General features: G+C 55.4%; 16 protein-coding genes. 2 read left to right on the forward strand and 14 right to left on the reverse strand.

The window, feature by feature from the left end; translation table 11 throughout:
- Position 1: 1 nt before the first annotated feature.
- The 11 genes from ACZ46D_RS11320 to dnaN all read right to left on the reverse strand — a co-directional run bounded on the left by ACZ46D_RS11320 (position 2) and on the right by dnaN (position 15,314).
- The gene (locus tag ACZ46D_RS11320) at positions 2-598 is read right to left on the reverse strand and encodes a hypothetical protein (RefSeq protein WP_464927542.1); all 597 of its coding nucleotides are present in this window, start codon (positions 596-598) and stop codon (positions 2-4) included.
- Positions 599-745: 147 nt separating this feature from the next.
- Entirely contained in the window at positions 746-1,021 is a 276-nt protein-coding gene (locus tag ACZ46D_RS11325) for an RNA recognition motif domain-containing protein (RefSeq protein ID WP_464927543.1), read from the reverse strand.
- 283 nt (positions 1,022-1,304) lie between these two features.
- Complete coding sequence (locus ACZ46D_RS11330) at positions 1,305-3,113, reverse strand: ATP-binding protein (RefSeq protein WP_464927544.1); 1,809 nt, start codon at positions 3,111-3,113, stop codon at positions 1,305-1,307.
- Between the two features lie 184 nt (positions 3,114-3,297).
- On the reverse strand, positions 3,298-5,184 hold the full coding sequence (locus tag ACZ46D_RS11335; protein ID WP_464927545.1) for an ATP-binding protein: 1,887 nt from the start codon (positions 5,182-5,184) through the stop codon (positions 3,298-3,300).
- Positions 5,185-5,206: 22 nt separating this feature from the next.
- Entirely contained in the window at positions 5,207-6,250 is a 1,044-nt protein-coding gene (selD, locus tag ACZ46D_RS11340) for a selenide, water dikinase SelD (RefSeq protein WP_464927546.1), read from the reverse strand.
- Between the two features lie 298 nt (positions 6,251-6,548).
- On the reverse strand, positions 6,549-6,845 hold the full coding sequence (locus ACZ46D_RS11345; protein WP_464927547.1) for a putative Se/S carrier protein: 297 nt from the start codon (positions 6,843-6,845) through the stop codon (positions 6,549-6,551).
- Positions 6,846-7,038: 193 nt separating this feature from the next.
- Positions 7,039-8,067, reverse strand: a complete 1,029-nt coding sequence (locus ACZ46D_RS11350) for an NAD(P)H-dependent glycerol-3-phosphate dehydrogenase (RefSeq protein ID WP_464927548.1) — start codon at positions 8,065-8,067, stop codon at positions 7,039-7,041.
- Between the two features lie 149 nt (positions 8,068-8,216).
- On the reverse strand, positions 8,217-9,077 hold the full coding sequence (locus ACZ46D_RS11355) for a DUF2971 domain-containing protein (RefSeq protein WP_464927549.1): 861 nt from the start codon (positions 9,075-9,077) through the stop codon (positions 8,217-8,219).
- 89 nt (positions 9,078-9,166) lie between these two features.
- On the reverse strand, positions 9,167-11,659 hold the full coding sequence (gene gyrA / locus ACZ46D_RS11360; protein WP_464927550.1) for a DNA gyrase subunit A: 2,493 nt from the start codon (positions 11,657-11,659) through the stop codon (positions 9,167-9,169).
- A 62-nt stretch (positions 11,660-11,721) separates the two neighbouring features.
- Entirely contained in the window at positions 11,722-14,118 is a 2,397-nt protein-coding gene (gene gyrB, locus ACZ46D_RS11365) for a DNA topoisomerase (ATP-hydrolyzing) subunit B (protein ID WP_464927551.1), read from the reverse strand.
- Positions 14,119-14,183: 65 nt separating this feature from the next.
- Positions 14,184-15,314, reverse strand: coding sequence for a DNA polymerase III subunit beta (gene dnaN, locus ACZ46D_RS11370; RefSeq protein ID WP_464927552.1), 1,131 nt, complete (start codon positions 15,312-15,314; stop codon positions 14,184-14,186).
- Between the two features lie 472 nt (positions 15,315-15,786).
- On the opposite strand from dnaN, the gene ACZ46D_RS11375 reads away from it, so the two are divergent.
- Complete coding sequence (locus tag ACZ46D_RS11375; protein WP_464927553.1) at positions 15,787-16,899, forward strand: serine hydrolase domain-containing protein; 1,113 nt, start codon at positions 15,787-15,789, stop codon at positions 16,897-16,899.
- 265 nt (positions 16,900-17,164) lie between these two features.
- Here ACZ46D_RS11375 and mtnA read toward each other — a convergent pair whose 3' ends face one another.
- From mtnA to yfcD, 3 genes are all read right to left on the reverse strand, one after another.
- On the reverse strand, positions 17,165-18,271 hold the full coding sequence (mtnA, locus tag ACZ46D_RS11380; protein WP_464927554.1) for an S-methyl-5-thioribose-1-phosphate isomerase: 1,107 nt from the start codon (positions 18,269-18,271) through the stop codon (positions 17,165-17,167).
- A 250-nt stretch (positions 18,272-18,521) separates the two neighbouring features.
- The gene (locus tag ACZ46D_RS11385; protein ID WP_464927555.1) at positions 18,522-19,331 is read right to left on the reverse strand and encodes a phosphoribosyltransferase family protein; all 810 of its coding nucleotides are present in this window, start codon (positions 19,329-19,331) and stop codon (positions 18,522-18,524) included.
- Positions 19,332-19,341: 10 nt separating this feature from the next.
- A complete protein-coding gene (yfcD, locus tag ACZ46D_RS11390; RefSeq protein ID WP_464927556.1) occupies positions 19,342-19,857 on the reverse strand; it encodes an NUDIX hydrolase YfcD in 516 nt (171 codons plus the stop codon).
- A 132-nt stretch (positions 19,858-19,989) separates the two neighbouring features.
- On the opposite strand from yfcD, the gene ftsH reads away from it, so the two are divergent.
- Positions 19,990-21,816 (forward strand): ATP-dependent zinc metalloprotease FtsH, encoded by a 1,827-nt coding sequence (gene ftsH, locus ACZ46D_RS11395; protein WP_464927557.1) that lies wholly within the window; start codon positions 19,990-19,992, stop codon positions 21,814-21,816.
- The last annotated feature ends 24 nt before the right edge of the window (positions 21,817-21,840 follow it).

Genomic DNA, 21,840 nt, shown 5'->3' on the forward strand with positions numbered 1-21,840 from the left:
GCTACGCCTCGTTCTCCAGATCGGCAAAATCACGGCGAATCTCCTCAAGATGGCGGCGGTAGCCCTCGGCATCGCCGTACTCAAAAAATTTCCCGTAGCGGCTGTGTATGGCCGCCAGTCGCCGGGCATGCTTGACCGGGCACCAATACTGCTCGGTGCGGGCCGCCACCTCCCGGACATAGGCGATCAGCCCATTGAAGTAGCCGCAGTAGATGCAGTTGAGCTTCTCGATGAAGTTCAAATAGGCCAGGGACTGATGGTCGATGACGATGTAGCGCTGCCGCTTCACCCTGGGGATGCCATAAACCCGGAAGCAGACGGCCTGGAAAATCGTAACCGAGAGATCCAGAAACAGGGTCGGAATCAGGATGAGCCAGATCAGCGGCGCGGTGAGGATATTGAGCAGAGGGGCCTCGGAGAGATAGCGCGAAATCCGCAGCACCAGGTTCCGGTGCTGTTTTCTGATCTCTGCCTCGAAGCGGACCTTTTTCCCGATGACCGTATAGTAAAAATCCGCCTCCTTCTTCTCGATTTCCAGCAGAAGCTCTTGTTCAAGCTTCTTCATCGCCTCAAGCAGGGCCGCTATTCTCGTATCCATCCTTCTCCCGTGCGCCTTGCCCGCATCGCGCTGTTTACTGCCATTGTTCCGGGTCATGCCCCGGCGTGTCACAAAAAAAGCAGGTTGTTCCATATTGGCCCAACCTGCTTTCATAATATTTCGCCTTTCAGCGTTTCCGTATCCCGATCAGTAGCTGGGACGGCGACGCTTTTTGTCTTTTTTCTTCACTTCAGCCTGGTTCACCTTAAGGTCGCGGCCCTTGAGCGAAGTCTTGTTCAAGGCCTTGATCGCCTTGTCCGCCTCGGAGTTATTGGGCATCTCGATAAAGCCGAAGCCCTTGGACTGCCCGGAAAACCGATCCTTGACCAAGCTGATGCTGGCGACCTCGCCGAAGGCGGAAAACATTTCTTTCAGCTCTTCTTCGGTGACCCCAAAAGCAAGATTGCCGATATACATATTCATTGATCCATCCTCCCTCATGTGCATACATAACAACCGCTATCAAAAAACCCAACGCACAGAGTTGGAGGATAGCGCCCCGGCCAACGATTGGCCCATCAGGAGAAGTGTAAAAAAATTAAGGGACCGGTGGTGCGCGGCCCCTTTTCACACATCTTCAGGTAATCTCACAGGGGGTTCTGGCGTCTCCCAATACGAGAAAAAAACCAGAACCGAATGCGTTCTATAGCACGGATTGGGGTAACTACTCAAGCTTTTTCACGATTTTACACATAATGACAACAAGTTAAGAAGGTGTTGCCAGCCATTGTCCCAGCAATTTGCGCAACAGCTCTTTTTTCACCGGCTTGGCCAGGTAGTCATCCATCCCTGCTTCCAGGCATTTCTGCCGGTCTCCTTCCATGGCGTTGGCGGTCATGGCGATAATCGGCAGCCGTTTTTCTCCTTGGGGTTCCCGGCTGCGGAAGGCTCGCGTTGCTTCGTAGCCATCCAGCACCGGCATCTGGCAATCCATGAGCACCAGATCGTAGTGCGTCCCTGCCAGCGCAGCCAAGGCCTTTTCCCCGTTCTCGGCAAGATCGACGGTGAGCCCCATACCGGTGAGCATCTTGCCGGCCACCATCTGATTGACCTTGTTGTCCTCCACCAGCAGAATACGGCCCTGCAAGGTGCCTTCCTCCGGCTGGGGCTCCTTCGCTTTCTGCTCCTCGGTCTGCGCACCCGTGGCTACCACGGGGAAATCAAGCTCGCACCAGAAGACCGAACCCTGGCCCGGCTCGCTCTCCATCCCGATCTTCCCGCCCATCAACAAGACAAGCTGCCGGACAATGGCCAGACCCAGACCGGTGCCTCCATACTTTCGGGTGGTGGAGCCGTCGGCCTGGGTAAAGCTCTGGAACAGGTCTTTCTGTTTTTCCTCCGCGATGCCGATGCCGGTATCCCGGACCTCAAGCCGCAACAGCACGCGGGAGGCAAGGGAGGAGAGGCACTGCACCCGAACCCGCACCTCGCCGTGATGGGTAAACTTGATGGCATTGGTCATGAAATTGAGCAACACCTGACGCATCCGGGTCGGGTCGCCGAGAAGAATTTCCGGCACCTGTGGATCGATCTCCGTAACCACGGCGACATTTTTTGCCTGGACCTGGCCATTGAGCAGGGTAACCAGGTCTCGCACCAGTACGCGCAGACTGAAAGGAATATCCTCCAGAACCAGTTTGCCCGCGGCGATCTTGGAAAAATCGAGGATATCGTTCAAAATCCCCAGCAGCGCCTCGGCTGAGGAATAAGCGGTTTTCACATAATCAATCTGGGCGCCATCCATCTTCGTGTCCTGCAAAAGCTGCAGGGTGCCGAGGATGCCGTTCATGGGCGTACGGATCTCATGGCTCATGTTGGCGAGAAACTCATCCTTGGCCCGGCTCGCTGCCTCGGCTTCTTCATTGGCCTGGCGGAGATTCCCCACCAGAATATCGTTGGCAAACCGCATCTCCAGAGTGGCAACAAGGGCATCCTGCATACGGGTTGCCGATTTGATCAACATCAGGGTGTACAAAATGGTAATGCTGGCCATGATGTTATAAAACTGGCCGCCGTGTTGCAGGAACAAATAGGCAAGGGGCAGCAGGGGGCAGCCCATGTAGAGAAAATACAGATTGCGTAAAGGGGAGAGAATGGGGATAGCCCCGGCGGTGAGCCCGGAAATGATGAAAAACAGCGCCACCTGCTCCATGCTGGCAGTCGGGATGAAAAAGAAGATCACCGCCGTTCCCCACATGATGCCGGTGAAAAACAGCATATAGAGGTAGGCATGCGCGTAGCGGAGCGCTATGGGCTCACTGTTCTTCTCCTGCCGGTGAAAACAAAAAACGACCCCCAGCTTGACGAGAAAAAGCACAGCCATGCCAGCCAGCCAGCCTTGCCAAACAGCAGGGGCAATCGCTTGCCGCACCAGCATACACAAGGCAACACTCAGGATAAATGCCGTAATATTGCTGGAGTATCCGGAATCAAGCACCAGCCTGATCAGTTCGTTGGTTACCAGCCTGCGGCTGTCTTTTTCCTTGCCGCTGTGATCCAGAAAAAATGTGAGCATGACTGATGCTATACCTTGTCCACCAGACGATTTCAATGGTTCCGGACTTACTCGCCGCCACCTCGCCGATGCTGCCGATAGGTAATGGAGCAGTCCTGCTTTTTGATGGGGGAAAAGGGTGCCGGATTCATGGCCGGAGCATGGACGTCGGGAGTGGTCCGGATCACAAGAAAATGACAAGCCGTTAAGAAATGGCCAGCCATTGTCCCAGGAGCGTGCGCAGCAGCTCTTTTTTCACCGGCTTGGCCAGATAGTCATCCATGCCTGCTTCCAGGCATTTCTGCCGGTCTCCCGCCATGGCATTGGCGGTCATGGCGATAATCGGCAGCCGCTTTTCTCCCTGGACCTCCTGTTTCCGGAACGCTCGCGTTGCCTCGTAGCCATCCAGCACCGGCATCTGGCAATCCATGAGCACCAGATCGTAACGCTTCCCTACCAGCGCAGCCAAGGCCTTTTCCCCGTTCTCGGCAAGATCGACGGTGAGCCCCATACCGGTGAGCAGTTTGCCTGCCACCATCTGATTGACCTTGTTGTCCTCCACCAGCAGAATATGACCCCGCAAGGCAACCTCCGCTTGGGTTCCATCCTCTTTCCGGTCTTCAATCTGTGTACCTATGGCGGCGACGGGAAAATTCAGCTCGCACCAGAAGGCAGAGCCCTGGCCCGGCTCGCTCTCCACCCCGATCTTCCCGCCCATCAGCAGGACAAGCTGCCGGACAATGGCCAGACCCAGACCGGTGCCGCCATACTTTCGGGTGGTGGAGCCGTCGGCCTGGGTAAAGCTCTGGAACAGGTCTTTCTGTTTTTCTTCGGAGATGCCGATCCCGGTATCCCGAACCTCAATCCGCAACATCACCCGGGAAGCAAAGGAGGAGAGGCACTGCACCCGAACCCGCACCTCGCCCTGATGGGTAAACTTGATGGCATTGGTCATGAAATTGATCAGCACCTGCCGCATCCGGGTCGGGTCGCCGAGAAGCACCTCCGGCAGCTGGGGATCGATCTCGGCAACCAGGGCGACATTTTGGGCCTGGGCCTGGCCGTTGAGCAGGGTCACCAGCTCTTCCACCAGTTTCCGCAGACTGAAGGGAATATCCTCAAGCAGCAGCTTGTGGGCGGCGATCTTGGAAAAATCGAGGATGTCGTTTAGGATCCCCAGCAAAGCCTCGGCCGAGGAATAGGCGGTTTTTACATAATTAATCTGGGTTTCATCGATTTTGGTGTCCTGCAAAAGCTGCAAGGTCCCAAGGATGCCGTTCATGGGCGTGCGGATCTCGTGGCTCATGTTGGCAAGAAACTCATCCTTGGCCCGGCTCGCCGCCTCGGCGGCGTCACGGGCATGCACCAGTTCGCCCTCCGTGGCCTTGCGCCGTTCGTTCTCGGCAATGAGTTCCAGATTGAGGGATTCGCTTTCCTCGCTGACCTGCTTGAGATGCACCACCAGAGCATCGTTGTCAAAGCGTGTTTCCAGGGCGGAGACCAGGGCTTCCTGCATCCGCGTGGCGGAATTGACCATTACCAGGATGTAAAAAAGGAGGATGACAGCCATGACCAGGTACAGGACGCCGCCCTGCTCGAAAAGCCTGTAGGACAAGGGGAGAAGCGGAAGGCAGATGTACCAGTAGTAAAGCTTGCGCAGGGGCGAAAGAATAGGAATTGCCCCGGCGGTGACACCAGCCGCAATGAAAACAAGCCCCATCTGCTCCAGGATCGCGCCGGACGGGAAAAAGAAAAATACCGCCAGCCCCCAGAAAACACCGGTGAGGAAAACCAGGCCAACATAGGCGTTCACACAGGGGAGGGAGGTCAGGCCATAATCCTTGGCCTGTTTCCGGTAACAGCGGGTGGCCGCAAGCCTTAAACCGAAGATGGCCGTCATCCCGAGCATCCAGCCGGTCAGCAGGCTTGGCGGGACAACTTTCTCCACCATGAGAAAAAGCGCCCAGGTCAGGACATAGGCTGCGGTACTGCTGGAAAACCCGGAATCAAGCACCAGCCTCAGCAATTCGTCCGTCACCGGCCCGCGGCACTCTTTATCCTTGTGACTGTGATCCAGAAAAAATTTGAGCATAGTTAATGCTATACCCTGCCTCTCAGACGATTTCAATGGTTCCTGGTTTACCCGCCACCACCTCGCCGATGATGCCGAAATCCAGGGGGTAATCCCGTTTGCCCAACCGCTCGGCAATGGAGTTGATCCCCTCGGCGGAGGCGGCAATGAGCAGGCCGCCCGAGGTTTGCGGATCGACAAGGACCATCTCCATAGGGTCCATTTCTTCCAAGGCGCTGTGCATATGCGGCGCGTAGAAGGCCTTATTTTTATGGGCCCCCTCCGGGATGATGCCCATGGAGGCATGGTGCAGGGTCTCGGGCAAGATCGGCACTGAGCGCGAGTCGATGCGGATAGCCACGCCCGAGGCCAAGGCCATTTCGTAGAGATGCCCCACCAGCCCGAAGCCGGTGATGTCGGTGCAGGCATGGGCCCCCACGGTCTGCATGAGCTGAGCCGCCTCCCGATTCAGGGTAGCCATGACCTGGGTGATCATGGCCTCGGTGCCTTTGGCCGCCACGCCGCCTTTGAGGGCGGTGGAGAGGATGCCGGTGCCCAGAGGCTTGGTAAGGAGCAGGAGGTCGCCCACCCGGGCGCCGGAGTTGAGGATCACCCGGTTGGGATGGACCACCCCGGTTACGGAGAGGCCATATTTCAGCTCAGGGTCTTCGATGGAATGCCCGCCCACCAGCAAGGCCCCGGCCTCTTTGATTTTGTCCAGCCCGCCGCGCAAAATCTCCTGCAGGACGGACCTCCCCAACTCCTTGATGGGAAAAGCCACCAGGTTCATGGCCAAAAGCGGTTTGCCGCCCATGGCGTAGACGTCGGAGAGCGCATTGGCCGCCGCCACCTGGCCGAACTGGTAGGGGTCGTCGACAATGGGGGTGAAAAAATCCACCGTCTGGATGAGGGCGGTATCGTCGTTGAGACGGTACACCCCGGCATCCTCGCCCGTTGCCGCGCCCGCGATCAGGTTCGCATCGGTGGGCAGGTCAAGGCCGCACAATAATTGGTCCAGGTCCCCCGGACTCAATTTGGCGGCTCAACCAGCGGCTTTGACGGTGCTGGTCAGTTTCAGTTTGGTCATTGTTCCTTCCATAAATTGGGGCGGCGCAAGCCGTCCCTCCGTTTTCCCCATTGTCACGCCGCCGAGCACCGGAGAGGCTGCCGAAAAAGGGCTTTGCACTGTTTGAGGCGCAGCCGAGTTTGCAAAGCCCCGGCAGCATCGAGGAGCACAGGGCATCCCGCCTTTGTCGGGACAGCAGTGTGACTTGATCACACGGCGAGTGTCTGGGGTGCCCTTTCTTTGGTTCGTTTCTTTGGGCAAACAAAGAAATGAACAGAGACAGCGTTGCCGGAATACACCTAAAGCACATTCCAAGTTGCTACGAATCCGTCTTCCAAGGTATCTCGCGATAAACCCCTTCCGCTTCCTTACAAAAAATCCGGGCAATATCGATATCGGCTGCGGCCAGAATACCTTGCACCTCGGAAAACTGGGCCTGGGCAAAGGTTATAGCCATGCCGCAATCCCCACTGATCTCACGGGGCACCGGCACCACATCCAAGGCGATGCCGCCGGCTTTCAACAACTGTTCCGCCTTAAGCACATAGTGGATGGAAAAAAAAATAGCCACATACGATCCGCTCGGGTGGCACTCATTCTTGGCGGCAGCTATCATAACCCCCCCCCTCCCTCGACGGGAGGGGGCTGGGGGGTGGGTGAACTGGCCAACAGCGTCGCACTCAACACCTTCCCCCTCACCCTATCCCTCTCCCGCAAGGGGAGAGGGTACTTGTTTGCCTTGGGCAATTTTCTCATTGGATAGTGCTGACTTGCTGCTTTCATAGCTAAAAAATCCAGAGACAGACAGCTTAAACCTCTTCCATTTCCTCTTTCGAATCACGGCCAAGTAGGGACTGAACCGCCTCAGCGCACGGCTTATCCTCATAAATCATAGCATAGACCTGCTCCAAAATGGGCATTTCCACCCCGATCTTTCTGGCCAGGGCCATGGCAGAACGGGTGGTTTTCACCCCCTCGGCAACCATCTCCATCTCGGCAAGGATTTGCTGCAATGTCTTGCCCTGGCCAAGCTTGAGGCCAACCTGCCGGTTCCGGCTCAGATCCCCGGTGCAGGTCAGGACCAGATCGCCCATGCCCGCCAAGCCGGAAAAGGTGAGGGGCTTGGCGCCCATGGCCACCCCAAGACGGGTGATCTCGGCCAGCCCTCGGGTGATCAAGGCGGCGCGGGTGTTGGTGCCGTAGCCCAGGCCGTCGCAGATGCCAGCGGCAATGGCGACGATGTTCTTGAGCGCCCCGCCCAGCTCCATGCCGATCACATCGGTGCCTGCGTAGACCCGGAACCGTTCGGTGTGAAAGATATCCTGAAAAAACCTGGCCCCCTCGATGGTGGGGGCCGCGACGGTCACTGCGGTGGGGATGCCTGCGGCCACCTCCTTGGCAAAGCTCGGCCCGGCCAGCACTCCGAGCTGTCCCTTGAAATCGGGACGCAGGGAGGCCAGCACCTCTGTCATCACTTGATTCATGGTGAGCAGGGTCTCGTTTTCAACGCCCTTGGTGGCGGAGATAATCGCGGCGTTGGGAGCCAGATGAGGAGCAAGGAGGGTGAACACCTCCCGGTAGACATGGGAAGGAACCACCATGACCACCACCGACTTGCCGGAAACAGCTTGGGCCAGATCAGCGGTGGGGCGCACCGTAGTGGGCAAAGGAAAGCCGGGAAGGTAGGTGGTGTTTTCCCGATCCCGAAAGAGGGCGGCTACATGGTCCGGTCGGTGGGCCCAGAGATCAACAGCAAACCCCTTGCCGCCAAGGAGTTTGGCCAAGGCGGTTCCCCAGCTTCCGGCACCAATTACCGCGATATTTTCAGGATGGGTCATTGAGTAGTTATCCTGGGGAGTATTTGCCGTGTCAGTCAGTCGTCGGTAGTGCCAATTGTAGCGGGCTTGCGTTCAGTTCCATATCAGATGACGATAAAGCAGAGTGAGCGATGCGAAACGTCGATTTATCGTTCGACCAAAGGGTATTGTTAGCCCTTATATGCATTTCGAATGGTGCCCCGCAGCTTGCTATCAACTAATCTTCCATTCTTTGTGTATTTGGCAAGCAAAGCTTCCACTATAATTCGATCCCCTTCGCTGCACATCGGACCCAGTGTGATCTCTATATCATCAAAGACGTTATCGACTTCGATATCGAACCACTCTATTGGTGGGCTCACACCATCACGAATACATTGAATAATGTGACTTGGGAACCTAGACATAAACTCTTTGTCTGAGAACCCTTTCTCTGGGATAGGAATAGAAGGAAGGATAAATAAGACATATCTAAACTCTTCTTGGAATTGCCAGATTTTATGTTTAACGCCAGCAAAATCACCCACGCTGTTTATTGACAAATTGCCTTTCCCATCTGCACCAACTTGCATGCTTACAGCATCACGAAATATCCCATGAATATCATCTACATATTTGACCTTTCTTTCGAACTGTTCTTTATTTATAACATTTGGAAGGATAAAATATTCATCTGTAAACATTTTCTCCCACGGTATTGGTGAATTCACCTCGCCCTCAATTATCGCCCCCAATTTAGGATCTGGTTTAAGTGGACGGTAGTTGAAAAAACCTTTTGGTAGTGAAATTCGAACGCCGGTCATCTTGTCCGTGTATATGTGCCACTGAGGAATGCTTTCCTCATCACTGTCAGTCCAACAACTTACGAACAAATTTTTAGTAAGATCGAATTCACCGAACACTTTCGCCTCGCTCACATCGTCAACGCGGTCAAGTCGGTTAAACCGTACTGTACGATTCTTTAGAATGAGTGCTAGTGTATTTATACTAGTGTAGTGGTGTATTAAGTCTAAGCTCACAAATGCATCCATTTTTCTCTGTAGCTGTTTGGCACTCCACAGCTCTGGCTCTCACACCGAACATCATGAGAGCCAGAACCATAGGTGGCGTTAGACCGATTTTATTCCTCAGCCCCACCTTCCTCGTCCTCACCTTCTTCATCATCGGAAATGATCTCGGCCATGCGATCAACCGCCATAACCTTTTCACCCTCATCCAACTTGAAGAGGCGCACGCCCTGGGTATTACGGCCGATGACCCGCAGATCGCGCATGGAGATGCGGATGATCTTACCTCCGTTGGTGATCATCATCAGCTCGTCTTCATCCGTCACCTGCAGGGCCCCGACCACCAGGCCGTTGCGCTCGCTGGCCTTGATGGCGAAAACCCCCTTGCCGCCGCGCTTGATCAGGCGGTACTCATCCACCTCACTCCGCTTGCCGTAGCCGTTTTCCGTGACCACCACCACCGAGGAGCCCTCGTGCACCACATCCACCGAGACCACCTCGTCGCCCTCGGCCAGGTTGATGCCCTTGACTCCGGTTGCCGTGCGGCCCATGCTGCGGACGTTTTGCTCGTTGAAGCGGATCGACATGCCTTTGCGGGTGACGACCATAATATCGTTGGCGCCGTTGGTCAGGACCGCACCCAAAATCTCGTCATCCTCGCGGATGGTGAGGGCGATCTTGCCGCGCCGGATGGGGCGGCGGAACTCGGAGAGCACGGTTTTCTTGACCACGCCCTTCTTGGTGATCATCATAATATGGCATTCCTGGCCCTCGGGGATATCGAAGGTGGAAACCGGCAGGATGGCGGCAACCTTTTCGCCCTCGGTGAGCTCCAGGAGATTGACAATGGCCTTGCCCCGGGCAATGCGGCCCGCCTGCGGGATCTCGTAGACCTTACGCCAGAAGACCTTACCGTGGTTGGTGAAGAAGAGGAAGGTGGCGTGGGTGGAGGCCGTGTACATGTTGGAGACGAAATCATCCTCTATGGTGTTGGCGCCCTTGACCCCCTTGCCGCCGCGCCGTTGGGAGCGGTAGAGGTCAACCGGGTTGCGCTTGATGTAGCCCTCGTGGGTGACCGTTACCACCATTTCTTCCTGCATGATCATGTCTTCAGGGAGGATCTCGTCCGGGGCCTCGATGATCTCGGTGCGCCGCTCGTCGCCGTACTGCTCGATGATCTCAGTGAACTCGTCGCGGATGATCTTCATCACCAGATGCTGGTCGGCCAGCACCTGCTTGAACCAGGTGATCTGCCGCATCAACTCTTCGTATTCGCTGACGATCTTTTCCCGCTCCAAGCCGGTGAGCCGGTGCAGCCGCATCTCCAAAATGGACTGGGCCTGGATCTCGGAAAGGGAGAAACGGGCGATGAGGCCGATCTTCGCTTCCTGGGGGTTGGCGGATTTCTTAATCAGCTCCACCACCTCGTCGAGGTTGGTGATGGCGATCTTGAGCCCTTCAAGGATATGGGCCTTTTCCTCGGCCTTTTTGAGGTCGTAGGCGGTACGGCGGTAGACGATGGTCTTCCGGTGCAGGAGGAAATATTCCAAAATCTGCCGCAGGTTCAAAATCTCGGGCCGGTTGTTGACAATGGAGAGCAGGATGATGCCCATGCTCCGCTGGAGCGGGGTCAGCTTGTACAGCTGGTTGATCACCACCTCGGCAATGGCGTCCTTTTTCAGCTCAAGAACGATACGCATCCCGTGGCGGTCGGATTCGTCGCGCACCTCGGAGATGGTCTCTATCCGCTTTTCCTTGACCAACAGGGCGATCTTTTCGATGAGGAACGCCTTGTTCTGCTGGTAGGGGATCTCGGTGATGATGATGGATTCGCGACCGTTCTTGCTCTTCTCCACATCGGTCTTGGAGCGCATGAGGATGGAGCCGCGCCCTGTTTCATAGGCCTCCCGGATGCCGGCCCGGCCGCAGATATAGGCGCCGGTGGGGAGATCAGGACCGGTGATGTGGTCCATGAGCTGGTTGACCGTGATGTTCGGGTCGTCGATCATGGCGATGAGGCCGTTCATCACCTCCACCAGGTTATGGGGCGGGATATTGGTGGCCATGCCCACGGCGATACCGGACGAGCCGTTGATCAATAAATTCGGGATCTTGGAGGGGAAAACCACCGGCTCCATATGGGAGTTGTCGTAAGTGGGAACAAAATCAACGGTTTCCTTTTCCAGATCGGCGATGATCTCCTGGTCGATCTTGGTCATCCGCGCTTCGGTATACCGCATGGCCGCCGGAGAGTCGCCGTCCACCGAACCGAAGTTGCCCTGGCCGTCCACCAAGGGATAACGCATGGAAAAATCCTGGGCCATACGGACGATGGTGTCGTAGGCCGCGGTATCGCCATGGGGATGGTACTTACCGATAACATCACCGACAATACGGGCCGATTTGAGATGGGGCCGGTTGTGAAAGTTGCTCAGCTCCCGCATGGCAAAAAGGGCCCGGCGATGCACGGGTTTCAAGCCATCCCGCACATCCGGCAAGGCCCGGCCAATGATGACGCTCATGGCGTAATCTAGGTAGGATTTCTTGAGTTCCTTTTCGATGGAAATAGAGGCAATCGGCAATTCGTGGGTCGTTTCTTCCGCCATATCAAAAATCCTTGTTCAGTGGATGGATAAATCTTGAACGTGTCTCAGCTACAAAAACAGCCCTAAATATCGAGGTCCGCGACCTCAAGGGCGTGATTCTGAATGAACTCGCGCCTCGGCTCCACCTTATCGCCCATTAGGCAGGTGAACATATCGTCGGCCAAGGCCGCATCATCGATACTCACCCGCAGCAGGGTCCGTTTATCCGGGTTCATTGTGGTATCCCAGAGCTGCTCTGGGTTCATTTCACCAAGACCCTTGTAGCGCTGGAGATTGCTGCCCCGGAAAGACTCCTGCCGGACCACGGTGAGCAGTTCAAGCCAGTTGGGCACCACGATCTCCTTGTTGGCAGTCTCCACGGTGAACGGGGAGGTGAGATACTTCTTTATCTGCCCGTACTGCCGGATGGCGGAACGGTACTCGCCGATCAACGGGATCTGCGGGCCAACGATGATCATCATGTGGGCCTTGTCCTTGATGGCCGCATCAAACTCCCAGCAACTCGGACGCCAACGGCAAGGGCGTACAGCACCGAGGATCAGATCCATATTGTGCAACTCTTCCCTGAGGTGCTCCACCATATTCTGGTCTTCAAACTGATCCGCCGAGGTGATGTCGTTGTCCAGCAGGAAATGGACCATCTCTTCCCAGAGATTGATGCGGGTCAGGTACTCGATGATCTTCTGGTAGCTGGAAAGATTTTTCAGCAACCCGATGAGATCCTCGCCCGCCATCTTCTCCTTGCTTGCGCCCACCGTTACCTGGACACTGGTGCTGGCCTGGGCAAAGAGATACTGGTTGAGTTCTTCCTCGTCGGAAAAATACTGTTCTTTTTTGCCGCGACCCAGGCGGAACAGGGGCGGCTGGCCGATGTAGATATTGCCGTTTTCCACCAGGGGCAGCATCTGCCGGTAGAAAAAGGTGAGCAGCAGGGTGCGGATATGGGCCCCGTCCACGTCGGCATCGGTCATGATGATGATTTTGTGGTACCGGAGTTTATCGAGATCAAACTCATCGCGGCCGATGCCGGTGCCCAGCGCGGAGATGATCTGCTTGATTTCCTCACTGGAGAGAATCTTGTCGAAGCGGGCCTTTTCCACGTTCATGATCTTGCCGCGTAGGGGGAGGATGGCCTGTACGGAGCGGTCCCGTCCCTGTTTGGCCGAGCCGCCGGCGGAATCGCCCTCGACCAGAAAGATCTCCCGATCCTTGGGGTCTTTGGACTGACATTCCGCCAATTTTCCCGCCATCAGCAGGTCTAGGCCGGAGCCTTTTTTGCGGGAGAGTTCCTTGGCGCGCCGGGCTGCTTCGCGGGCCCGGGCCGCATCCACCACCTTGGTGAGAATCTTTCTAGCCACCTGGGGGTTCTGTTCCAGGTAGACAGTAAGCTTTTCGTGACAGACCGCTTCGACAATGGATTTGACCTCGCTGTTGCCCAGCTTGGTCTTGGTCTGCCCTTCGAACTGCGGGTCGGGAACGCGGACGGAGACCACGCAGGTCAACCCCTCGCGCACATCATCCCCGCCCATCTTTTCCTTCATGTTCTTGGGCACCACGTCGTCGCTGGCGTAGCGGTTGATGCAGCGGGTCAAGGCGCCCCGGAAACCGGCGACATGGGTGCCGCCTTCCTTGGTGTTGATGTTGTTGACAAAGGAAAAGAGCCGCTCGGAGTAGCCGTCGAAATACTGAAAAGCCACCTCCACCTGGACATTGTCCCGCTCGCCGTAGATAAAGACCGGGTCGGGGTGGATATGGGTCCGGTTGCGGTTGAGATATTCGATATAGGAGACGATGCCGCCTTCGAAGTGGAAAATATCCTCGGCCCCGGTCCGCTCGTCATGGAGGAGGATCTTGACCTCCTTGTTCAAGAAGGCCACTTCCCGCATCCGGGCCTGGATGATGTCGTACTTGAACTCCGTGGTTTCCTTGAATATCTCCGGGTCCGGCATGAAGGTGATCTTGGTGCCGGTTTTTTCCGACTCGCCGAATATCTCCACATCGCCCTGACGGATGCCGAGGTGGTAGGTCTGGCGGTGGATCTTGCCGTTTCTTCTGACCTCGGCCGTGGTCCATTTGCTCAAGGCGTTGACTACCGAGACGCCCACCCCGTGGAGTCCCCCGGACACCTTGTAGGTGTCGTGGTCGAACTTGCCGCCCGCATGCAGGGTGCACATGACCAGCTCCAGGGCGGAAACCCCTTCTTCGTGCATCTCCACCGGAATGCCGCGGCCGTTATCCTCGACGCTGCAGCTGCCGTCGCGGTTAAAGATTACTTTGATATCCGTGCAATGGCCGGCCAAGGCCTCGTCGATGCTGTTGTCCACCACCTCGTAAATAAGGTGGTGCAGCCCTTCTTCCGCCGTGTTGCCGATGTACATGGCCGGCCGCATCCTGACCCCTTCAAGGCCGGAAAGAACCTTGATCTGATCCGCTCCGTAATTTTTCTTTGCTTCAGTCAAAGTATGAGCCCTCTTCTGTTATTTTCTATTATTTTAGTGCAGTGGAAGATTCCGACTATATTTTTCTATATCTTCATAGGCATGATGATGCTGAAAAAACCCGGATCATCATCGCCTTGAATCAGACAGGGACTTTCTTCCGAATTGATATAAGCCTTGATGGTGTCACTGGACATGACCTGCATGGTTTCAATAAAATATTTTCCATTGAATCCGAGCTTTAAAGGCGAATCATCATAGGTAATTTCTATTTCATCCTTGGCGCTGCCTATATCCATGCTTTGCGAAGAAAGAATAAGTTTGCCTGGCTTTATTTGAAACTGCACCGCGTTATAACGATCTTCCGTGAAGAGATTCATCTTCTTCATGGAATTCATGAACGGCAGCCTGCTTAATTCTATGAATTTTTCTTTTTTAATCATATTCATGATATTTTTATAATCTGGAAAATCACCATTCATCAGACGGACAACGATGATGGAATGATCTGTTTTTATAACTGCTTGTTTTTCTTCAAAAGATATTTTTATTTCTGCCGATGTTTCCGCGAATTTTCTAATTTCCTGCATACCCTTGCGGGGGATCAGGATTATTTTATCCATCTTCAAGCCGCTCAAATCGCTTTCCACCGTGGTTTCACAGAGAGAAAGCCTGTGCCCGTCCGAGGAAACCATGCGGAGCATGTTCTTACCGTCGGCAACGTCTTTTTCCACCAGAATCCCGGTGAGGTTGAATTGGGATTCACCTTCCTGGGCAACGGAAAAGATCGTTTTATCGATGATTTCTTTCAGCCTGTCGCTTGGCAGGGAGGTAAGCAGGTTTTCATCGTATTCAGGAAAAGCAGGGTATTCTTCGCTGGGCATGCCGGCCAGCTTATAATCCGTGGAATCGGCGCTGATCTTTGCCCAGTTGTTTTCCATGATCTCGACATGGATTTGATCCGCGCCGGATTCCCGCACTATCTCAAAAAGTTTTTTGGCTGGAAGGGTGATGGAGCCGGAAGAGAGTATCTCCGCAGGCAGGCTGTTTCTAATACCTATCTCCAGATCCGTGGCAGTCAAAAGAAGGGCGTCGGTTTTCGACTCAATGAGGATATTGGAGAGAATGGCTATATTTCCCTTTTTACCGGTTACATTTTGCAGGGAAGCAAGGCCTGTCAAAAAATCATCTCGGGAGATATTAAAAATCAGGGACATAATGGGCACTCCATCGGTAGTAGTTGTTTTTTATGTTTTTAAAAAATTATGGCTATTAGGGCTGTTGATATGTTTACAAAACAATTAACGAGTTGAATACATTATATTTTTTTTAAAAGAACAAGGGGTGATAAAAACGGTAAAAAATAAAAAAACAAGTTATCAACACGTTTTAAAAACAGAGTAAACATCTTCATGGGACACAGGGTTGAGAAGGTGTTGATAAAAGAATATACAGGCGCTGGTCTAATCAAGAGAAAAAACCTCTTTAATCTATCGATTTTATTGAAAAATATTAAAAATAAAGCAACCCGCTCAAATTTTGAAAAAATAACTAAAAAAAGATAGTGTAAAATCAAAAAAAATTCAATGATAATAAATAAAAAGATACTGTATTATGGCAATTTTCGAGCCGCTTGAACACCCCTGTTTATAAGGCCGGCTTCCACAGAGAAGGAAATTTCCCCACCAAATGGAAAATATTAAAAATAATATATTAATATCAAGAAGTTATGATATATTTACAGAGGCAATCCGCAGCCGGACTTTTCCTGGGGCTGCCATGGCTGTTGCCTGGGGGTTTCCAGAGAAGAGAAAGCGGCTCATTCAGACCTACGGACACACCACATACAGCCAAGAAAATCCGGTTGCCGAAGGCACGATCTACGACCTTGCCTCGCTGACCAAACCGCTGGCTACAACCCTGGCTATTCTTGTTTTGTTGCAAGAGGGGCGGATACAACTCTCCGACCGGGTTTCGGATATCTTCCCCCAGACCGGAGCGGCGATGCAGAGGATATCCCTCAAGGATCTTCTCTGTCACTCCGCCGGGTTTCCAGCCCATAGGCCTTATTATCGCGAACTGTGCCGGTTGCCGGAGGAAGAAAGAAAGGAGGCACTTCTTCGCCTGTTGGTTGCGGAACCCCAGGCCTATGAACCGGGTAGCACCTCGATATACAGCGATCTTGGCTTCATGATGCTCGGCCTGATTGTGGAAGAAAAAAGCGGCCAGGAACTCGCCGAATTTTTCAGGGGAAAGGTTGCAGAGCCGCTGGGGATCGCGGAAAAAATATTTTATTGCCGGGCCGGGCTCAAGGATACGAAAAAATGTGCCTCCACGGAAGATTGCCCGTTTCGGAAGAGGGTGCTCTGCGGCGAGGTGAGTGATGAAAATACCCATGCCCTTGGCGGGGTCGCCGGGCATGCAGGTCTGTTCGGCACCATCGCCGGGGTGTTGGAGATGGGGGTGCATCTGTTGGATCAGTGGCTGGGCAGGGAGGCGCACCCAAACTACCTGGCAAGCGACCTGCGGCTATTTTTAAAACGGCAGGGCATCCCGGGTTCGACCTGGGCGCTCGGCTTTGATACACCCTCTGCCACCGGCTCCAGCGGGGGCAGATATCTGGCGCCCACCAGTGTGGGCCATCTCGGCTTTACCGGAACCTCCTTCTGGATTGATCCGACCCGGGAGCTGGTCATGGTTCTCTTGAGCAATCGGGTTCATCCCAGCCGGGAGAATAGCCGGATTAAGCAGTTCCGGCCTCTTTTTCATGAGACGGTTATGGAGAGCCTTGGGTTGGTCTGAGGTCATCTGTTTCGTAGTCTCGCTCTACTCGCCTTCTGTTCATTTCTTTGCTTGCCCAAAGAAACGAACCAAAGAAAGGGCCCCTGTGTCCCTTGTCCCGCCGCGGGCGGGATTCCCTGTGCTCCTCAAAGCTGCCGGGATGTTGCAAACTCGCTGCGCTCAAACAGTGCAACCTCCCTTTTCGGCAGCTTTTCCGGTGCTCGGCGGCGTGCCAATGGGATATTAACGGCGCTAAAAGCACAAAGGAGTTGACTGAGAGAGGTTTTCATCTCTTTTCCGGGTACAGCCGCAGGATATCCTCTTCGCTGGCCTTCATAACCCCGCGTTCGCTGATCAGCCCTGTGATCAACCGGGCCGGGGTGACGTCAAAGCCATAGTTCAAGGTGGCCGTATCGGGCGGGGCAATGGCGATGGTGGTCATTTCAGCCGCTTCGTTCAAGCCGCGGATATGGGTGATCTCCCGACCGCTTCGCTGTTCGATGGGTATATCGGCAAGACCGTCGCAGATCGTCCAGTCAAAGGTGGAGGAGGGCAGGGCCACATAAAAAGGCACCCCGTTGTCGTGGGCGGCCAGGGCCTTGAGGTAGGTGCCGATCTTGTTGGCCACGTCGCCGCAACGGGTGGTGCGGTCCGTGCCGACAATGACCATATCCACCAGGCCGTGCTGCATGAGATGGCCACCGGTGTTGTCGGCGATCAGGGTGTGGGGTACCCCTTCCTCTTTCAGTTCCCATGCGGTGAGCTTGGCCCCCTGCAGCCAGGGCCGGGTCTCATCCACCCAGACATGCACCTTAATGCCCTCGGCATGGGCGGCGTAGATGGGGGAGGTGGCGGAACCGTAATCCACAAAAGCCAGCCAGCCCGCATTGCAGTGGGTGAGGATATTCACCTGGGCGCCGTTTTTTTTCCGGCTGAGCTCGGCGATGATCTCCTTACCGTGCTCCCCGATCCTTCGGCAGAATTCCGCGTCCTCGTCGGCTATCTCGCTGGCAACCCCAAAAGCCCTGGCCCGTTTTGCCGCCAGGGTGTCTTCCTTTGCCATGGCTTCAAGTTGCCGCTCCACGGCCCAGGCCAGGTTGCTGGCGGTGGGCCTGGTTTGCACCAGATCCTCCGCCGCTTTTTGCATAAACCCGGCAAAGTCATGCTCCGGCGCGGCCAGGGCGGCCAGGTGCATGCCAAAACCGGCCGTGGCGCCAATGAGCCCGGCGCCGCGTACATGCATCTCCCTGATGGCCGTGCAGACTGCCGCCACCGTGCGCAGCTCTTCAACCACAAAGCGGTGGGGCAGATGACGCTGGTCGATAATTTTGACTATGGCACTGTCTGTAGCAGACGGCCAGATGGTGCGATAGGGTGTTCCGGAAATGTGCATGTCGTCCCCAGGCGATCGATCAGAGAAAAAAGGTGAAAAGATAATATGATATGAGACCCATACCAATGGTAGCGTAGATCAAGAGTCAGGCCGGGCAGTCGCTCTCCCGCTGTTTTTTGAGCATGAAGGCAAAGGTTAGACCGGCAACAACAAGAGCGGCGAGGCTGGCAAGGACATGGAGGTTCATGGGCGTGTTTCCTTTTGGTTGGTATGACTACAGGGTAATCCGGAAATTTTTTGCTGCCAAGAATTAATAGTCTTCTTTTACTCGAGCCAAGGTGAGGACTCTCACCTCGGCCGCCCCGGCTTTTTTGAGAACCCTGGCGCACTCGTTCACCGTGGTGCCGGTGGTGAACACATCGTCGATGAGGAGAATCTTTTTTCCCGCAAGCCGGTGCGGCTTTACCGCCGCAAAGGCGTTTTTGAGGTTGGTGCGGCGGGCGCTCCCATTGAAATTGGTCTGCGGCTCGGTTGGCCGGGAGCGGATAAGCAGGCTGGCCGTGACCCGCCGGTCTTTGGGAAAGAAGGCGCGGGCCAGGAGCAGAGCCTGGTTGAAGCCGCGCTCCCGCAGGCGGGTTGGGTGCAAGGGCACTGGCACGATCCAGTCTGGGCTCTCCCCTTCGGCAAATTCGGCCCAATGGGGCAGGTTTCGGGCAAACCTGGCAAAGGTCGGCAAGCAGGCGGTCTTTCCCTGGTACTTGAAGCGGTGGATCACCTCTTTCACCGGCTCTTCGTAAAGAAAGATCGCCCTGGCCCGACTGAAATGCCTAGGGGTGGCGAGGCAGGCCCCGCAGTGATGGTCGCCGCCCGTCGCCTTGAGATAGACCCTGCCGCAACAGGGACAGAGCGGGCTGGTAATGCAATGGAGCCTTGCCAGGCACTCCGGGCAGAACAACAGCTCTGGCGAGGGACCCAGCGGCTTTTCGCAGGCAAGACAGAACGAGGGCAGCAGGAGATCGAGGAGAGCTTTCAGGAAGCGCTTGTTGCAATCGCAAAAAGCTGTGATTGCAACAGTGGTCGCTTTGTAACTTTCTGAAGTTATGTTACGGACCTGTGGCATCGTTCCCTTTTTACGAGCCCGGCAAGTTGTATTCGGCCAGGAATCTCTTCAGCACCAGAAGGCCATCCGGGGTAAATTGTTCCGTCGTGGCCATGGCTTGCACCGCCTCCACCCCGAGAAAAACCCCATCCTCCACCTCTTCCGGCTGGAGGACAAACGGACCCTCGGCGGTACAGGAAAAAACCCTCCCCCAAACCCGGTTGTTGTCGGCCTCATGGTAAAAATCGAAATGGCGGGTGAGGGCAACCTTGCGCACCCCCAGCTCTTCTGCCAGCTCGCGTTTGGCGGAAAGCTCGTAGGATTCCCCGGCCAGAACCACGCCGCCGGTGGCGACATCCAGGTAGCCGGGATAGATATCCTTGCTCATGGTCCGCTTCTGGACAAAGATTTCTTGGCTTCGGTTAAAGATTAGGATGTAGCAGGCCCGGTGGATGAGGCCGCCTTCCCGCATTATCCGCCGGGAAACCTGCGCCACCTCGTGGTTCTGCTCATCAACGATCAGGACTATTTCATCGCCGGGATTCATTCTTTCAAGGGCTCCACTCTGCTGCTTTGCAAAAAAATCAAATCTCTTATACCATGGAAAGTGAGCCTGGGGCAGGGAAGAAGAATCTTTTCCACTGCCCAAGCAGGCCATAATCCAAAGGATAATGTGGTCATGGAAAAAAAGTTCCAGTTTTCAATCAGCTATCTGTTCATCGCCCTGGCTATCTTCATCCTCCTCCAGAACTGGCTTTCCCCGCAGATCAACAATATTTCCTACAGCCAGTTCAAGGCGCATGTGGCGGAAAAAAAGATCAATTCCGTGGTCATCTCCTCCACCCTGCTCAAGGGATATGAAAAGGTCGAGAGCGACAAGAAGGAGCCGATGTTTCCCAAGGCCCTTTTTGTGACCCCGCGGGTTGATGACCGTAACCTCGTGGAGTTTCTCGAAAAATACAATGTAGACATCATCGCCGCCAACGAGAACACCTTTCTCCGGACCCTGCTCTCCTGGATTCTGCCCACCCTCTTCTTTGTCGGGATCTGGATGTTCATGATGAAACGCATGGGCCAGGCGGGGGCCGGGGGCATGATGACCCTGGGCAAGTCCAAGGCCAAGATCATCGCCCAGACTGATCTCGGGGTGGATTTTAAGTCGGTGGCGGGCCAGGAGGAGGCCAAGGTGGAGCTGGCCGAGGTGATCGAATTTCTGAAAACCCCGGAAAAATTCACCCGGTTGGGCGCCAAGATTCCCAAGGGCATCCTGCTGGTCGGCCCTCCGGGCACGGGCAAGACCCTGCTGGCCAAGGCGGTGGCCGGGGAATCCGGGGTGCCGTTTTTTTCCATCAGCGGCTCGGATTTCATCGAGATGTTCGTGGGGTTGGGCGCAGCCAGGGTGCGCGATCTCTTTGAGCAGGCCAACGCCAAGGCGCCCTGCATCGTGTTCATCGACGAGTTGGACTCGTTGGGCAAGGCCAGGGGCAGCGGGATGATGGGCGGCCACGACGAGCGGGAACAGACCCTGAACCAGCTGCTCGCCGAGATGGACGGTTTTGAGGTGAACAAGGGGGTGGTGATCCTCGCCGCCACCAACCGGCCCGAGATTCTGGACCCGGCCCTGCTGCGGCCGGGCCGTTTCGACCGGCATATCCTGGTGGACCGGCCCGACCTCAAGGAGCGGGTGGCGATTCTGGCGGTGCATGCCAAGGGGATCACCCTTGACCCGGCGGTTGATCTGGCGATCATCGCCCGCCGTACCCCGGGTTTTACCGGGGCGGATCTTGCCAATCTGGTCAACGAGGCGACCCTGCTGGCGGTGCGCAAGGGCAAGGAGCAGGTGGAAGCCACGGAGTTTGAAGAGGCCATCGATCGGATCGTTGCCGGGCTGGAGAAGAAAAACCGGGTGCTCAACGAGACGGAGAAAAAGACCGTGGCCTATCACGAAACCGGCCACGCCCTGGTGGCCACTTTCCGCAACACCGCGGAAAAGGTGCACAAGATCAGCATCGTGCCTCGCGGGATCGGCGCTCTGGGCTACACCATGCAGTTGCCCACCGAGGATCGGTTTCTGATGTCCAAGACCGAGTTGCTGGAAAAAATCGATGTGCTGCTGGGGGGCAGGGCCGCGGAAAAGATCATTTTCGATGAGATCACCACCGGCGCCCAGAACGATCTGCAACGGGCCACGGACATCGCCCGCAGCATGGTGACCATGTATGGGATGAACGAAAAATTAGGCCAGGTCACCTATCTGCAACAGGCAAACCAGTTCCTGCAGCAGGGCTTGTTCCAGCAGAAGGAGTTCAGCGACCAGACCGCGCTGCTCATCGACGAGGAGGTGCGCAAGATCATCGAGGCGCGCATGGTGCTGGCGGAAAAGACCCTGGTCGAACAGCGCCCCCTTCTGGAAAAGATCGCGCAAGTGCTGCTGGAGAAAGAGGCCCTGGACGACGAGGAGTTCAAGGCGTTGCTGGGCCAGGAAAATGTCTCGGTTTTCGCCTGAAGGAAACCGCGGGTTATCCTGACT

It is taken from the genome of Thiovibrio sp. Mzg5 (assembly GCF_055379285.1).

Bases quoted from the DNA above. Each gene is read 5' to 3' on its own strand.
- dnaN (WP_464927552.1), bottom strand. From the start codon at position 15,314: ATGTCCCTGATTTTTAATATCTCCCGAGATGATTTTTTGACAGGCCTT.
- yfcD (WP_464927556.1), bottom strand. From the start codon at position 19,857: ATGAATCCCGGCGATGAAATAGTCCTGATCGTTGATGAGCAGAACCAC.
- ACZ46D_RS11350 (WP_464927548.1), bottom strand. From the start codon at position 8,067: ATGACCCATCCTGAAAATATCGCGGTAATTGGTGCCGGAAGCTGGGGA.
- mtnA (WP_464927554.1), bottom strand. From the start codon at position 18,271: ATGCACATTTCCGGAACACCCTATCGCACCATCTGGCCGTCTGCTACA.
- ACZ46D_RS11320 (WP_464927542.1), bottom strand. From the start codon at position 598: ATGGATACGAGAATAGCGGCCCTGCTTGAGGCGATGAAGAAGCTTGAA.
- ACZ46D_RS11345 (WP_464927547.1), bottom strand. From the start codon at position 6,845: ATGATAGCTGCCGCCAAGAATGAGTGCCACCCGAGCGGATCGTATGTG.
- ACZ46D_RS11375 (WP_464927553.1), top strand. From the start codon at position 15,787: ATGGAAAATATTAAAAATAATATATTAATATCAAGAAGTTATGATATA.
- ftsH (WP_464927557.1), top strand. From the start codon at position 19,990: ATGGAAAAAAAGTTCCAGTTTTCAATCAGCTATCTGTTCATCGCCCTG.
- gyrA (WP_464927550.1), bottom strand. From the start codon at position 11,659: ATGGCGGAAGAAACGACCCACGAATTGCCGATTGCCTCTATTTCCATC.
- ACZ46D_RS11355 (WP_464927549.1), bottom strand. From the start codon at position 9,077: ATGGATGCATTTGTGAGCTTAGACTTAATACACCACTACACTAGTATA.
- ACZ46D_RS11330 (WP_464927544.1), bottom strand. From the start codon at position 3,113: ATGCTCACATTTTTTCTGGATCACAGCGGCAAGGAAAAAGACAGCCGC.
- ACZ46D_RS11335 (WP_464927545.1), bottom strand. From the start codon at position 5,184: ATGCTCAAATTTTTTCTGGATCACAGTCACAAGGATAAAGAGTGCCGC.
- ACZ46D_RS11325 (WP_464927543.1), bottom strand. From the start codon at position 1,021: ATGAATATGTATATCGGCAATCTTGCTTTTGGGGTCACCGAAGAAGAG.
- ACZ46D_RS11385 (WP_464927555.1), bottom strand. From the start codon at position 19,331: ATGCCACAGGTCCGTAACATAACTTCAGAAAGTTACAAAGCGACCACT.